The 15339-nt window shown below is 61.6% G+C and carries 13 protein-coding genes; 8 read left to right on the forward strand and 5 right to left on the reverse strand.

Translation table 11 applies throughout. From position 1 onward, the window contains the following. Positions 1-128 precede the first annotated feature (128 nt). Positions 129-473: a zinc ribbon domain-containing protein YjdM gene (locus tag V7714_RS06575; protein ID WP_335709005.1), complete on the forward strand. Its 345-nt coding sequence runs from the start codon at positions 129-131 to the stop codon at positions 471-473. A gap of 94 nt (positions 474-567) precedes the next feature. On the opposite strand, the gene V7714_RS06580 is transcribed toward V7714_RS06575, so the two are convergent. From V7714_RS06580 to V7714_RS06590, 3 genes are read right to left on the reverse strand one after another with little or no spacing between them, the layout of a single operon-like run. Further along, entirely contained in the window at positions 568-2190 is a 1623-nt protein-coding gene (locus V7714_RS06580; RefSeq protein WP_335709006.1) for a GMC family oxidoreductase, read from the reverse strand. Beyond that, complete coding sequence (locus tag V7714_RS06585; protein ID WP_335709007.1) at positions 2183-2737, reverse strand: hypothetical protein; 555 nt, start codon at positions 2735-2737, stop codon at positions 2183-2185. The genes V7714_RS06580 and V7714_RS06585 overlap by 8 nt, the downstream gene beginning before the upstream one ends. Before the next feature lie 58 nt (positions 2738-2795). Continuing rightward, positions 2796-4223 carry a coniferyl aldehyde dehydrogenase gene (locus V7714_RS06590; protein ID WP_335709008.1) on the reverse strand — a complete coding sequence of 476 codons (1428 nt, stop codon included), beginning with the start codon at positions 4221-4223 and terminating at the stop codon, positions 2796-2798. 417 nt (positions 4224-4640) lie between these two features. Here V7714_RS06590 and V7714_RS06595 point away from each other — a divergent pair, with 417 nt between their 5' ends. Then, on the forward strand, positions 4641-5870 hold the full coding sequence (locus tag V7714_RS06595) for a hypothetical protein (RefSeq protein WP_335709009.1): 1230 nt from the start codon (positions 4641-4643) through the stop codon (positions 5868-5870). On the opposite strand, the gene V7714_RS06600 is transcribed toward V7714_RS06595, so the two are convergent. Then, positions 5856-7751 carry a sensor histidine kinase gene (locus V7714_RS06600; RefSeq protein WP_335709010.1) on the reverse strand — a complete coding sequence of 632 codons (1896 nt, stop codon included), beginning with the start codon at positions 7749-7751 and terminating at the stop codon, positions 5856-5858. The two genes, V7714_RS06595 and V7714_RS06600, sit on opposite strands and share 15 nt — an antisense overlap. 55 nt (positions 7752-7806) lie before the next feature. On the opposite strand from V7714_RS06600, the gene V7714_RS06605 reads away from it, so the two are divergent. Beyond that, entirely contained in the window at positions 7807-8406 is a 600-nt protein-coding gene (locus V7714_RS06605; RefSeq protein ID WP_335709011.1) for a response regulator transcription factor, read from the forward strand. Positions 8407-8482: 76 nt separating this feature from the next. Further along, a complete protein-coding gene (locus tag V7714_RS06610; protein WP_335709012.1) occupies positions 8483-9664 on the forward strand; it encodes a vWA domain-containing protein in 1182 nt (393 codons plus the stop codon). Between the two features lie 8 nt (positions 9665-9672). Here the strand turns inward: V7714_RS06610 and V7714_RS06615 are convergent, their stop codons facing one another. Then, on the reverse strand, positions 9673-10464 hold the full coding sequence (locus V7714_RS06615) for an AraC family transcriptional regulator (RefSeq protein WP_335709013.1): 792 nt from the start codon (positions 10462-10464) through the stop codon (positions 9673-9675). A 392-nt stretch (positions 10465-10856) separates the two neighbouring features. Between V7714_RS06615 and hemP the strand changes: the two genes are divergently transcribed. From hemP to V7714_RS06635, 4 genes are all read left to right on the forward strand, one after another. Next, positions 10857-11024, forward strand: coding sequence for a hemin uptake protein HemP (gene hemP, locus V7714_RS06620; protein WP_284197587.1), 168 nt, complete (start codon positions 10857-10859; stop codon positions 11022-11024). 160 nt (positions 11025-11184) lie between these two features. Beyond that, entirely contained in the window at positions 11185-13401 is a 2217-nt protein-coding gene (locus tag V7714_RS06625) for a TonB-dependent hemoglobin/transferrin/lactoferrin family receptor (protein ID WP_335709014.1), read from the forward strand. Between the two features lie 119 nt (positions 13402-13520). Further along, positions 13521-14546, forward strand: a complete 1026-nt coding sequence (locus V7714_RS06630; RefSeq protein WP_335709015.1) for a hemin-degrading factor — start codon at positions 13521-13523, stop codon at positions 14544-14546. Then, a complete protein-coding gene (locus V7714_RS06635) occupies positions 14536-15339 on the forward strand; it encodes a heme/hemin ABC transporter substrate-binding protein (RefSeq protein WP_335709016.1) in 804 nt (267 codons plus the stop codon). The genes V7714_RS06630 and V7714_RS06635 overlap by 11 nt, the downstream gene beginning before the upstream one ends.

Consider the following 15339-nt stretch of genomic DNA (forward strand, 5'->3'; position numbering starts at 1 on the left):
GGGCAGCTTGCTTCTCCTGCTACGCAAGATACTCGGCAAAGCGGTGAGTGGGTAACGCAGTGTCTCGCTCTACCTACCCATCGGTTATAATGATGCGCTTGCATATCACCTTCTGTGAAAGTCCACCCATGTCCAAGCTACCCGCCTGTCCACTCTGTACCCTGGAAAATACCTACCCGGATGGCGACAACTATGTCTGTGCCGATTGCGGTCATGAATGGGCCCAGCAGGCGGCAGCCCAGGCAGACGATGGGGATGGCGCAGTCATCAGAGACGCCAATGGCAATGTGCTGCAGGATGGCGATGCGGTGGTGCTGATCAAGGACCTGAAGGTCAAGGGCTCCTCCATCACCCTCAAGCAAGGTAGCAAGGTCAAGAGCATCCGCCTGGTCAGCGGGGGCGATCACGAGGTGGATTGCCGCATGGATGCAGGCAACTTCATGCTCAAGGCCTGCTTCCTCAAGAAGGCCTGAGCCTGACCACCCTACGGCAAAGCCCGGCCCCGCACTGCGGGCCGGGCTTTGTCCAGAGTGGTGCCCTCTACATGGGCATCGCGCTATAGCGCAGTCAAACCGGCCAGACAATATCCTTGCCCGTCAGCGTCTTGGCCAGGCTGCTGGCATTGCGCGCCGCCAGGCCGTAGATGGAGAGCTGCGGGTTGGCGCCGATGGAGGTCGGGAACACCGAGCCATCCATCACATAGAGGTTGTCCAGGTTAAAGAAGCGGCCGTAGCCGTCCACCACACCTTGCTCCGCCTTGCTGGCCATGGCTGCCCCACCCATGACATGGGCCGATACCACCTTGGCGCGCAACACCTCAAGCGGCAGCGACTGGATGGCCGCCTTGGCCTCGGCCCAGCTGGAGTACCCGCCGCCCGGCACATCCTCGTGTATGGGCATGACGCGGGTTGCGCCAGCGGCGAACTGCAGTTCGGCCATGGTCAGGTAAGCGTGCCGCATGCCACGCCAGACGTAGTCGCTGATGGGGTAATCCAGCAACGGCGTGCCATCTGCCTTCAGGCTCACGCTACCGCCACGGCTGTCTTCGTGGAAGCCATCACGCATCAATGCCAGCACCACCTGCAGCCGGTCGAAATGCTGCATCAGCTGGCGGTGCTTTTCACCAAAGCCACTCATGGTGATGGCGGTGAGCACCGGGTGCAGCGGCGGCACCTCCAGCTTGTAGCCCATGGGGCCATCGGGCGAGAAGGCGTCGATGAAGTGGTCGGAATAGATGCTTTGCGGCGCGCCCTGCCAGCCTTCTACCTTGAAGGGCATCAAGGCGCCCGAGACATTGACCGGATGCAGAAAGGTACGCTTACCAATAAGACCATGCGGGTCGGACAGGTCCGAGCGCAGCATCAGCGCTGGCGTATTGATGGCACCGCCGGCCAGCAGCACCGTCTTGGCCTTGATGGTGACCTTGATGCCAACCGGTTCCAGGCCGCTATGGTTCATCGCCATGCCTTCCACGCCTACCGCCTTGCCTCCCTCCTGCAGTACCCGCTCGGCCCGCAGGTGGGTCAGCAGCGTGGCGCCACGGTCCAGCGCAGTCGGCACGGTGGTAATCAGCATGCTCTGCTTGGCGTTGGCTGGACAGCCCATACCGCAATAGCCCAGGTTGAGGCAAGCCTTCACGTTGCGGCGTATCTTGGACCAATGGATGCCAGCGCGGTCGGCTCCGCTCATCAGCACCTGGTTATTGACGTTGGGTTCCACATTCCAGTCGATCACGCTCAGCCGCTTCTCGGCTTTGCCAAACCAGCTGGCCATGTTCTCCACCGTCATGTCGTCGAGGCCATAATGATCGCGCCAGAACGCCAGGGTGGTGGGCGGCGTACGGAAGCTCGACGTCCAGTTCACCGTGGTAGAGCCCCCCACGGTACGTCCTTGCAAGATGGTGATGCCCTTGTCCTTGGTCTGCCTCCCGGCGGACTCCTGGTACAACGTGGGATAGGCTTCGGCTTCCTTCAGGTTGAAGTGCTTGGAGGCATAGCGCAGCTCGCCCTCTTCCAGCATCACCACCTTCAGCCCAGCCAGGCTCAATATCTCGGCCGCCACCCCGCCGCCCGCCCCGGTGCCGACGATCACCACGTCGGCCTCCAGCGTCTGGTCGCGCATAAAGGTGGCCGCGTCGCGTACATCCCACTTACCGGATGCCAATCCCTCGGCAATAACGTCTTTAGGCATTCCAGTAACCTTCCATGAATTTCGGGGGGCCGTCGTAACCTATGCCCACCCAGGCCTGCGGGTTGCCATACCACGCAGCAAAAACGATCTGATGCAAGGCCTGGTAGCCACTGCGCAACAGCAGGAACGACGAATAGCGCCAACGGTTGAGGAAATGAGCAATATCCTCGTCGCTGGCGGTCTCCCACGATGCCCCTACACCCACCACCCAGCGGCGAGTCACACGGCTGTTCAGCAAGGCCAGCAGCTCCTTGACCTCAGCCTGTACACCCATCGGCAAGCCTGCGATGGCGGTATCGCAGCCCAGCACCGCCTGGTAGAGCGCGGTCTCGTATTCGGCCTCATCGCGCGGCAAGGCACCCTTGAGCATGACCCGTGCAATCGCGGCCAGCGCCGTACGGCTTTCGGCATCCAGCACCTTGAACCTGGCCTGCGCCGGTACGGCATAGAGGCTGTCCGGCGTGATCGGCCCGTAAGCCAACCGGGCAAGGCCCAGCAAGGCTGCACCGGCGACGCCGGTTTTCAGCAATTGGCGGCGGCTAAGCATGTTTCCCTCTTCTTGTTCTAGCCATGGCCAGGCAGCGCCCGGCCCAGGCACGATTCCATCAACGCAGCATGAACTTCAACAGGCGTTCCACTCTGGGCCCATAGGGCGGGCGCAAGAGCCAGGCACCGTTGAAACGGCTCTGCGCAAATATCGGCTTCATCTTGGAGAAGGTCTCGAATCCTTCGTGGCCATGGTAGTGGCCCATGCCAGAGGGGCCGACACCGCCAAACGGCAGATCGTCCTGGCCCACGTGCATCACGGTTTCGTTGACACCCACCCCGCCCGAGATGGTATTGCTGATCACCCGGCTGATACGCTGGTTGTCGTAATCGAAGTAATACAGCGCCAGCGGCCGGGGATGCGTGTTGACGTAGTCTATGGCCTCGTCCAGCGTCTTGTAGGTCAGCACCGGCAGGATGGGGCCAAATATCTCGTCCTGCAGCAGCGTCATCTGCTCGGTCGTATCGAAAACCAGGGTAGGCGCCAGCTTACCGGTAGCCGGGTCCACCTCGGCCAGCGGCACCACGCGTGCGCCCTTCTCGACGGCGTCTTTCAGGTAGCCCTGCAGGCGGTTCAGGTGGCGGCCGTTTACCACGGCGGTGTAGTCGGGATTGGCGCCGGCATCGGGATACCACTTGCTCACCGCATCGCGTGCCGCAGCCAGGAACGCCTCCTGCTTGCCCTCGGGCAGCAGCACATAGTCCGGCGCCACGCAGGTCTGGCCAGCATTCAGGCACTTGCCATACATCACGCGCTCGGCAGCAGTCTGGATGGGGAACGACTCATGCACGATGGTCGGCGATTTGCCACCCAGCTCCAGCGTGACCGGCGTCAGGTTGTCGGCAGCCGCCCGCATCACATGCTTGCCCACGCTGGTCGATCCGGTAAACAGCATATGGTCCCAGGCATAGCCCGAGAACACCTGCGCCACCTCGGCACCACCATTGATGACGGCCACCTCGTTCTCGTCGAAGTACTGGCCTATCAATCGGCGGAAAGCTTCGCCCAGGCGAGGTGTGAATTCCGATATCTTGACCACGGCACGGTTACCGGCAGCCAATGCTGCGGTCAGTGGGCCTACGGCCAGGAACAAGGGGTAGTTCCACGGTACGATGATGCCCACCACACCCAATGGCTGGGGCACCACCCGGTTGCTGGCCGGCTTGAACCAAACCGATACGCCACGGCGCCGGGGCTTCATCCAGCGGCCTAGCTTGGCCAAGGCATGATCCACGCCCCCCAGGCTGGGGAATATCTCCAGCAGGCGGGTCTCGTGGGCAGAGCGATGACCGAAATCAGCCGAGATGGCAGCGGTGATTTCGTCGCCGTGCGCCTGCAGCACATGGCGCAGCCGATTCAGGCGATCCCGCCGCAGCGCTTCTGGCGGATAAGGCATGGCGGCATAGGCCTCGCGCTGGGCTTGGTAGGCCTGGCGCAGGTGGGCCAACTCGGCCTGGGTTTCATGGGGTTCGAATTGAGCTTGCATATTGTTGTCTCCTCATCGGAGGCCCAGAGAAATACGGAGCCCCCACTTCAGCGCTTTGCCCGGCAATACCGGACGCTAATCCTCTGCATCAAATCCGCGCTGTATCGCTGATACGCCAGCCCTCGTCCAGCAAGCGCGCCGATGGTCGGCAGCGCTACCGTCTATGCCGGTCAGCAGACCAAGCGCCGTTGCCACGCTCGGCAGCAATTTTAGAGCAAACGCTTGATCAGCCGTTCTCCCTTCATCAGCAGGCGGGCGAAAAGCCGACAATAGGCACTGCAGCCCGCGCCAGTGCTCACCAATGCCGTATCGCTACTGCAACAGCCTCGCCCGCTAGCCGGGCAGATTACGCAATTTTGCGTATTCAAGCCGCGCAACCCGCTCCCTATAGTGTGTCCCATACCGCAGGCGCCATGGGTGCCGCGCAATCAACGCAATCAACGCAATCAAGAGGACGAAATCATGCTGAGCGATATCTGGCGCGTCATGGTGGCTTTGTGCGATTACCGCGCCTGGTGGCGCAAACTCACCGGCCGTCCCCTGGTCGACGTGGTGTTCATCACCAATCTACGTGACGAAGCCGAGCGTGAACGGTTCTTCGGCCACCGTGTGCCCGTACTCGGCCACGCCGACGGCCCGCGCATCTACCAGAACGGGGTAGCGGGGCGCGTGCGCGGCATCTACAGCACGGCAGCCGAGATGTTGACCAAGGAGGGCCGCCGCCTGGCACGGGCGCAATTTATCTCCGCCTGTGAGTGGGCAGAACACAATGGTGCCAAGGTGGTCTTGCTGGCGGCCTCCACCAAACGCCTGTTTGGCCGGGATGGCGCCATCCTGAAAGAGCGCTTCCCCAATCTGCTGTTTACCATCGGCGACAACGGCACCGCCCAGATGCTGTGGGTGGATGTGGAGCGGGCATTACGCAATGCCAAACTGGATCAGCGCAATGCCCGTATTCTGCTGATAGACCCTTACGGCCCCGAAGGCGCCTGCTTGGCCCGACGCCTGCTGCAAGCCGGTTACCGCGTGGTGGCCTGGAGCAGCAACGAAACAGCGCTGGCCGATATACAGGCCGATACCGGCATGGAAATCACCTCACGCTTGGAAGATGCCGGCCAGGTAGACGCCGTGGTCACCTGCACCCACAGCGCCGCAGCCAGATTGGGTGTCTATGGTGTTACCCGCCTGCGCCACAGTCACCGCAAGTTACTGGTCATCGATGCGGCTGAGCCCGCCAGCCTGGATATCGATGCCTACGCCATCTGCCTTGATGAAGTTGTGCGCCAGGATGCCGGCAAGGCCTACTCCTGCCAATTGCACTATGTCCTGGGCGGCTGGTCCCGGCGCCTGCTGATGTTGAGCCGTGGCGTGGTGTTCGGCGGCTACGCCGAAGCCCTGTCCCTGTATCAAGCCATCCATCAGCTGGGGCAACACGAGCTAGCACAGATGGATTGGTTCGAGGTGGATTGCCCCCGCCTCAACCAGATAGGCACCGTGCTCACCTATGCCGGTTTCGAACCACCAGCACCAGCTTGCTTCGGCAAGCGTGTGGAGGATTTTGACCTGGCCTACGCCAACCGGCCCATGACCGCCTTCACACCCATGAGCGGCAATACGCTGCCCATGATGGCATCAGTACGGGACTAGCACCCCGAATACGCTACCCCGACCGCGCACCGACCGTATGGTCAGCTGGTATCCCGACTGCTCACACAGGGCCTGCACGATATGCAGGCCCAGGCCGTGCCCCTGGCGTTCGGCCGCCAAGGTACCGGTCTGCTCAAACGGCGCCAGCAATTGCTTCTGCAAGCTGGTATCAAAACCCGGCCCGGTATCGAGCACCTGTATCTCCAGCCCCAGGGGGCGGCGGCGTACCCCAAGCAAGATCTCGCCCCGCTCGGTATAGCGCACAGCATTGCCGACCAGATTATCCAGTATACGTGTCAGCACCAGGCCAGAACCCGCAATGGTGGCACTGCTGGGGAAGTAACGCAGGTACAGTCCCTTGCGCTCGGCCGCATGCTGGTGGCGGGTATGCGCCTGCACCAGCAGGTCTTCCAGGCTCAATCCTTGCTGCCTGCTGGCGAAACCCGCCTTGGCCTCTGCCATCAACGACTGCAGCAGCGACTCGGTGTAGTCGAGCGCCTTGTCGATATGCTGGGTAGCTGCTTCATTACCCGCCTGTACTCGCAATGCAGCCAAAGCAAAGCGGATCGATGACAGCGGTTGCGAAAGATCATGCCCCGCCGCTGCCAGCTGCAACTGCTGTTGCTGGGCAGCCTGTAGCGCCTGGTGCTTGTCGGCCTCGGCACGGGCCAGTTGCTCTGCCTCCTCCAGCCGGTGCCGCAGGGCGGCCTCGTGCCGTTGGCTCAGGCTATGCAACTGCTGCCCCAGCGCCAGGGCAAACAGCACAGCCTCCAGCAAATAGCCCAATTTGGGGTAAACAAACACGTGCACCCCCGGCAAACCCCAAACCCCAGATACGCCAAGGCTGAACAGGACATTCATGAACACCGCCAGGCTGATGGCACCTGCCAGAAAATGCCCCGCCGCCGGTAGTTGCCTGCGCCATACCAGCACACCCACCCATACCGGTAAGGGCATGAACAGCAGCGAGACCAGCAACAGGGGCCAAGCCAGATCCGCCCCCAGGAAGGCGGCCAACCCCAGGAGCAGCAGGACCGCATAGGCCTGATAGCCACGGTACAGTGTGGGGAAACTCAGGTTCAGCTTGAACAGGCTGGTGGTGAACAGGATATGCGTGAGATGTACCGCCACCACCAGCACGGCAGGTGCGTACTGATTCCATTGCCCAGCCCCAGGCCAGAACAACGCAAAGTTGTAACCCTCGATCTGCAGCAGGAACAACACCACAAACAGCAGCATCAGGGCGTAGTAGCGATACGCCTCCCGCCGCAAGGCTCGGTACTGCAGCAGGGCAAACCCCAGCAATGCCAGCAGCACACCCACCAGCACACCATTGAAAAGATTGCCCAAACCAAGAGCCTGGGCGAACTCGGCTGGATCCTGCAATACCAGTTGCAAGGGGGTATCGCCGTGGATGCGATAATGCAGATACAGCGTTGCCGTTTCACCGGCCGCTAGGCTGATCGGTACAGCCAGCATACGCGAGGGCACGCTGCGCTCAGTAAAGCGACTGTCGGGTCGCAAGCTGACCAGTTGCGACGTCTGCCCTCGGCAGATCTGGTATGCCTCCAGCCGCTGGATGTCAGGCACACCCAGGTTCAGCAGCCACCTGCCGGGCTGGCTGCTGTTATTGTGCAGTGCCAGTCGAAGCCAGCGTCCACCTGAGCTGAGATCGGGCCTGCGCTCGATCAGCGGGCGAAACCGCGCTCCGGGCGACATGGCTTGCGCCAGCGTCGCCGCCGGTACCTCGCCCACGTAGAATACAGTCTGCTGCCGCAATTGCTCGGCTGTGGGCAATGGGTGCAAGGGCAAGGGTGTGGCAGCCTGCGCCACCTGGCAACATATCAACAACAACAGGCAGCAATAGAGGAATCGGGACATGAAGCATCACGTTAGCGGGAACAAGGCCAACCCAGGCCGGCAAGGAGACTGAGCAATGCGGCTTATTCTAGCGGACGACCATGTCATTTTCCGCGATGGCCTCAAGCTCCTGCTGTCACAGACTGCCGATTTTCAGGTGGTGGCCGAAGCTGGCGAGGCCAGCGTGCTCAAGGATCTGGTAAGGCAGCATCAGCCCGACCTACTGGTGATGGACTATCACATGCCCGGCAATGATGCGGGTGCAGTCCTGGCCTATCTGAAACAGCGCTACCCCGCGCTCAGGATAGTCATGCTGACAGCCGCCCAATCGGGCACCTTATTCAAGCAACTGGTGGACGCTGGTGCCGATGGCGTACTGCTGAAGGAAGGCTGCGCCGAGGAACTGCTCACCGCGCTGCGCCGCATCGCCCGGGGCGAGCAGGTGCTGGCCGCCTTGGTGCGCGAGAAAATGCAGGCCGCCGATGTCCAGCTGACGGCACGCGAGTTCCAGGTATTGGAGATGCTATGCAGCGGCCACTCCAGCACCCGTATCGCCGAACGCTTCTCGCTATCGTCCCGCACGGTCGACAAGCACCGCGAGAACATCATGCGCAAATTGGAGGTCAACAGCACCACCCAGTTGCTCAACAAAGTGACGGAACTGAAATTGCTCTGACCGCCAGGTCAGTAAAGATGGCGCTCCAGCCCCATAGGCGCGAAAATACCGCGCTATAACCCCGCTTTAAACCATCATGCTGATCGATTTCTTCTACCAACTACGCGACGCCAAGCTACCTGTCTCGGTCAAGGAATTCCTGACCTTGCTCGAGGCGCTGGACGCCCGCGTAGTCAACGGCAGTCTGGACGATTTCTACTTTGTCTCCCGCGCCATCCTGATCAAGGACGAGAAGTATTTCGACCGCTATGACCAGGTATTCGGTCGTTATTTCCAGGGGGTGGAAACCCTGCTGGAAAAGCTGGAAACCGATATACCGGAAGACTGGCTCACCAAATTGCTGGAGAAACAGCTGAGCGAGGAGGAAAAGAACCAGCTCAAAGGCATGGGTTGGGACAAGCTGATGGAAACCCTGAAGCAGCGCCTGGCCGAGCAGAAAGAGCGCCATCAAGGCGGCAACAAGTGGATAGGCACCAGCGGCACCAGCCCCTTCGGCGCCTATGGCTACAACCCGGAAGGCATACGCATAGGCCAGGATGGCTCACGCCATCGACGCGCAGTCAAGGTATGGGATGAGCGGGAATTCAAGGATTTCGACGACAGCCAGGAATTGGGCACCCGCAACTTCAAGGTGGCCCTGCGTCGCCTGCGCCAGTTCGCCCGCGATGCCGAGGCCAATATACTGGACATAGACGCCACCGTACGCGCCACCTCCGACAACGCCGGCTGGCTCAAACTGCAGTTCCGTCACGAGCGGCACAATGCCGTCAAGGTACTACTGTTTCTGGATGTAGGCGGCTCCATGGATGACCACATTCAGGTATGCGAAACGCTCTTCTCGGCCGCCCGCGCCGAATTCAAGCACCTGGAGCAGGTTTACTTCCACAACTTCATCTACGAATCCGTCTGGCGCGACAACAAGCGGCGCCACAGCGAGCACCAAGCCACCTTCGATCTGCTGCACACCTATCCCGCTGATTACAAACTGATCTTCGTGGGCGATGCCACCATGAGCCCCTACGAGATCGAGTACCCAGGCGGCTCGGTAGAGCATATGAACGAAGAACCAGGCCGGGTCTGGCTGCAACGCCTGCTGGATCGCTACCCTGCTGCCGTCTGGCTCAATCCGGTAGACGAGCGCTACTGGGAGTTCACCGAGAGCGTACGCATGACCCAAAAGCTGATGGGGGGGCGCATGTACCCGCTCACCCCCGCAGGGCTGGAGACCGCCATGCGCAAGCTGCAGTCCGGCAGCTAAGCGTCTGTTCAAAAACCTTTCGCCGCAGTACCGCTATCTGCCTCCCGCCGCCACTGCCCAGGCGGCATCCCAAAGCGCTGGCTGAATCGCCGGGTAAATGCAGGCTGGTCGCCATAACCCAAGCGCTGGCCGATCTCCGCCAACGGCAGGCCCTGCCGGGCCAGCAGGCCAACCGCCGCATCCAGCTTCAGTCGGGTATGGTATTGGTGCGGCGTAGCGCCAAACGCTTCGCAGAACAGGTCATGAAAGCGCCGCATGCCCCAGCCGAAATGGGCCGCCAGTTCAGCCATGGCTATCGGATGCGCCAATCGCCTACGCAGATAGGCATCGATCTGCGCTACCGGAAAGCCACAGCCCTCACCGGCATCCCCGCCCAGGCTCTGCGCTACCGCACCAGCCAGGCCAACCGCCAGTTGCCAGTCGTACTGACGCTGCCGTAGTGCGGGGCCATACGGTAGCTGCGGCAGTTTGTCCAGCCAGCCCCGCAAAGCCGGCGTAATGGCAAAAGCGCGGGGCCGCCTAAATAGCGCAGCAGGCACAGCCACCGAGGCCACGGGCATATCCACCACCAGCTGGCAGTTATCGCCCTGGCCGGCAAACTCATGCTGGCAATCCGCAGGCACGATCACCCCATGCAGCACGCTGGCCTGAAACTGCCGTCCGTGCATTTCCAGGGTAGCGCTGCCACGCAGGCCCAGCAGCAACTGGCAGTAATCATGCCTATGCCCATCCGCCTCCTGGGCATAAACACGCCGCTCCACCAGCGGGTCGATTGCATTGGTGTTGACCAGAGCCTGCACGGCTTTATTCCTTACGGTGACACAGTATTCCGCCCGGTACCGCCATAGCGCTAGCCTTTGGATTAGGCCAGCAAGACGACTACAACAAACCGCTACCGTCAGCCCCCTCTCCAAGCGACTTTTTCCAGGCGAACTCAGCACCACAGTCTAGCCCGCACAAGCACCAGCAGTCTTGTCGATTCATGCAATGGGTGCAGCCTCATCGGCTACAGTCAGACCAAGTTTGCTGACTGCCTGGCCTCCCCCTGTTCACCAACGCCACCAAGACCAGAACAGCCTCATCGGACACCTTGCACCTGACCAGCCAAACGGAGGAACTGGGATTTCTGGTAGCGCAGGACTGATCATATTCCGCTTGCAATTGTTAAATGATAACCATTATCATTCAATGCATGAACTCAAGCACCCTGACCCTAGGCAAGACCGCCAGCCAGACGCCCAGGCTACGCCTTGAACTGCGTAGCCTGATGCAAGGGCGGCAAGAGATAGAAATCAGCCATCAAGGCGAGGTCTATCGCCTGCGGCTGACCCGCAACGGCAAATTGATACTGACCAAGTAGGCACCAAAGTACAAGCTTGCATGCCCCCGGCGCAACGTGCCAAGCCGGACCGAATACGCTTCACCCTCTCCATGACGATGTAGCCAGCCCGCCAGCTTACGCTGGCCAGCCAGCCAATTTCCCGCTCCCGCCGCTTGATGGCGGCGGGGCGATTTTTTGGATGCTGAACCTGATGACTGGCAAGACCCTCACACGCCTGACACCCCTTGCAGCCTTGCTGGCCGCCCTGCCGCTGATACCCGCGCTGGCCGACAACGCTGCAGATATTGCCGCTGCCGCAACCTTGCCAGCTGTTTCCGTCACCGCAACACGGCTCGCCAAGGACGCCGAAAGCGTCGCCCCCAACACCGCCGTCCTGTCCACCCAGGGAGATGGCGCCGGTACTGCCCGTAACCTGCAAACCCTGCTGGGCGACGAGCCTGGCGTCGATGTCAGCCGTGATCCGGTCCGGCGCGGGTTGGGCTCGGTCGCCATACGCGGCCTGGATGGCAACCGCGTATTGCTGCAGATCGATGGCATCTCACTACCATCACTTTATGCAGGTGGCGGTGGTGCCGCCATCTCCGGCCGCGATATGGTAGAGCTCGACACCCTGAGCGCCGCCGAGGTCGTTAAGGGCCCGTATTCCGGCCTGTATGGCGCCGATGCCATTGCCGGCGTGTTGGCCTATCGCAGCCTGACAATGAAAGACCTGCTACAGGCTGGCGATACCGTGGGCGGCCGGCTGCGTGCAGGGTTTTATGGTGCAGACAGCAGCAACAAGCTGGGTGCTGCGGCAGGCTTGCGCAGCGGGCAATTCAACGCGCTGTTCAGCTATACCCGCCGGGAGGGTGAGAATACCGAAAGCATGGGCACCGATGGCAGTGCCTCCGACAGGCGCACTATCGCCAATCCGCTGGATTGGGACAGCCAGGCCTTGCTGACCAAGCTAGCGTGGTCACCCGCAGCCGGTCAAAGCCTGAGCCTGACCCACGATATCTTCCGGCGTGACCAAGCTGGCGACTTTCTCAGCAATCGCAGCGCCGCTTTGCTGTCCCAGACAGCCAGCGATAAATCGCGCCGCGACCGTACCAGCCTCGCCTATGACTATCGCCGCGATGGCAGTGGCTTGGTAGGCGCCCACCTCCAGCTCTACGCCCAATCGGCCGAGAGCCGCGAAGATGGCCTGGAGCAGTTGCCAGGCAATATCAGGCGCACCAACCAGTCCGGCTTCGAGCAGGAAGGCTGGGGTCTGAATGCCCAGCTTACCCACAGGCTGGATCAAGGCAGCCTGCTGCACAGCGTGGTATGGGGTGCCGAGTACAACACCGCCGAGACCAGCCGGCCACGCTACCGCCTGCAAACCAATGCCAACGGTACCAGCACCACGATTGTGGGGGGCGAGCAGTTTCCACAGAAAACCTTCCCCGACAACACCAGCAAGCGTGTAGGCCTGTTTGCGCAGGACGAGATCACCTTTGCCAGCGGCATGACCCTGACGCCCTCGCTGCGCTACGACCATTACACCCTTACCCCCAAGCCCGACGCCTTGTTCGCCGCCGCCAATCCGCGCGGCCTGAGCGTGGCCGAGTACAAAGACAGCGCCCTGTCACCTCGTCTGACACTGAGCCTGCCACTGGCAACCGGTTGGACCGGCTTCGCCCAGTTGGGTACCGGCTTTCGTACCCCCAATTTCGACGATGCCATGCTGGTATTCAGCAATGCCGCACATGGCTACGAGGTACTCCCCAACCCTGCCCTGAAGTCCGAGAAAAGCCGCAGCCTGGAACTGGGTAGCCGCTATCGCTCCAGCCAGCTGGAGCTGGCTGCAACCTACTTCCATAGCCGCTACAGCGACTTCATCGAGAACGTGCTGGTGTCACCACGCGACACCAATGGCAACGGCATCAACATGGAGTACCAGGCACGCAATGTCACCAAGATGCGCATCCAGGGGGTGGAATTGAAAGCCTTGTGGCGCATGACAAATGCTTGGCATTTGCGCGGTGCGCTGGCCTACGCCCGTGGCGACAAAACCAGCGAAGCCAAACCTTATGACGGGGTGGAGCCCTTGAACGGCCAGTTGGCGCTCAACTACCAAGGTGGCCGCTGGCAAACCGCACTGACACTGCGCGGTGCAGAGAGCAAGGACAGGCTCAGCAACAACACCCTGTTCGCCGCACCCGGCTATGGCGTGCTAGACCTGAGCGCCAGCATGGAACTGGGGCCGGACGCCACCCTCAGTGCTGGGTTGTACAACCTGACCGACAAAAAGTACTGGCTCTGGAGTGATGTCAAAGGCCTGGTCGTCAGTGGCCGAGGCAGTGTGGCGGCGGTATTGGACCGCTACACCCAGCCCGGCCGCAACGGCGCCATCAGTTTCGAGTACCGCTTCTAAGGTTTTTACTGTGTACCACGGCCAGGCCCGCCTCAGCGGCCACGCAGCGGGGCGCACCGTCCGGGAAGCCGGTGCGCCCCAAAGCGTCTTTCCATCGTCAGCAATACCGGAGGCTAACCATGAATGCATCCACCCTGTGGCAGAACTATCTGCACCTGAAAGCCAGTGAACCCAAGCTGCGCGCCCGAGATGCAGCCAGCCGGCTAGGAGTAACCGAGGCCGAACTGGTCGCAGCCGATCCGCTGTCCATCACCCTGTTCCCCAAGTGGGCCGATATCCTGGGCGAACTGGAAAGCCTGGGCATAGTCATGACGCTGACCCGCAACGAGGCGGCGGTACACGAAAAAACCGGCATCTATGCCAACGTCAGCATTCAAGGCGAAGTTGGCCTAGCACTCAATCCAGAGATCGATCTGCGCTTCTTTCTGCAAAGCTGGCGCTACGGCTTTGCCCTGCGTGGCGAGCGCCCCTCGCTACAGTTTTTTGATCGCCATGGCGATGCCGTGCATAAGGTATTCCTGACCTCGGAATCCAGCCAGGCAGCCTATGACGAGCTGGTATCCCGCTATGCCAGTTGCCACGCCACGGTCGAGCCCGATCGCCGGCATGAGCCCACCGCAGAACAACCCGATACTGCCGTGGATACTACGGCCTTCCGCCAGGGTTGGCTCAATCTGGCCGACACCCATGAATTCTTTCCACTGATGCGGCGTTTCAACCTGACCCGCCCCCAAGCATTGCGCCTGGCACCGGTCGGCTATGTACGGGCTGTGTCGCTGGAGTCCGTCTCACTGCTGCTGCATGCCGCCGCCGAGCAAGACCTGCCCATCATGGTTTTTGCCGGCAACCAGGGTTGTCTGCAGATACACACCGGGCCGGTAAAGAAAGTGGTCGCCATGGGCCCCTGGCTCAATGTGCTGGACCCAGGTTTCAACCTGCACCTGCGCATGGATCTGTTCGACACGGCCTTCGTAGTGCGCAAGCCTACACGTGACGGCGAAGTCACCTCGCTGGAATGCTATGACAGCGATGGGCAATTGATTGTGCAGTACTTTGGCGAACGCAAGCCAGGGCGCCCCGAACTACCCGGTTGGGCCAAGCTGGTGCACGGCCTGCCAGACCGTGAGGCACGCCATGTTCACTAAGCGGACCCTGACACGCAGCCTGCTGCTAGGCAGCCTGCTACTGGGCAGCACCGCCCAGGCGGCAGAGCGGTTGGTCATACTGACCAGCGATATCGCCGAAATCGTCGTGGCCCTGGGCCATGCGCCGGACGTGGTGGGGCGCGACCGCTCCTCCCGCCAAGCTGCCCTGGCCCACGCCACCGACATCGGCCTGTCACGCGGGCTGGCCATAGAGCCGGTAGCCCGGCTCAAGCCCAGCCTGGTGCTGGGTAGCCCTATGGCCATGCCCGATGGCATCTGGCAGCAACTGAGTGGCCTGGGTATCAAGGCCGTCAAGCTCGGCACGCGCGAAGATGGTAGTGACTACGCTAACACCATACGGCGGGTGGGCGACCTGATCGGTGCGGACGCTGCAGCCAGCAAGCTGGCCAGCGATTGGCAGCATGCCATGCGGCCAGCACCTTCTATCGGCCGTCGCGTGTTGATCACCTATGAGGGCAAGACGGTTGCCGGCAGCGACACCCCTGCCGATGCCCTGATTCGGGCCGCTGGCGGCATCAATGCTGCGGCCGGCGTCAGTGGCTACAAGCCGCTGGATCCGGAAGCCATCGCCAAACTGGCACCAGAGCTGATCCTGGTGGCAGACCATAACCGTGCGGTTTATGGCGGGCTGGAGAGCTTCAAGCGGCGACCCGACATCGCAGCGACACCTGCGGGCCGGCACGGCCGCGTCTATGAAGTGCCGGTACAGGATTTCTTTGTGGTCAACCTCAGCAGTCCTGCCGCCGTGCAGAAACTGCGCACCCTGCTTTAG

Origin of the sequence: Chitinimonas sp. JJ19 (assembly GCF_036961565.1) — a bacterium.
Taxonomy (GTDB): Bacteria; Pseudomonadota; Gammaproteobacteria; order Burkholderiales; family Chitinimonadaceae; genus Chitinimonas.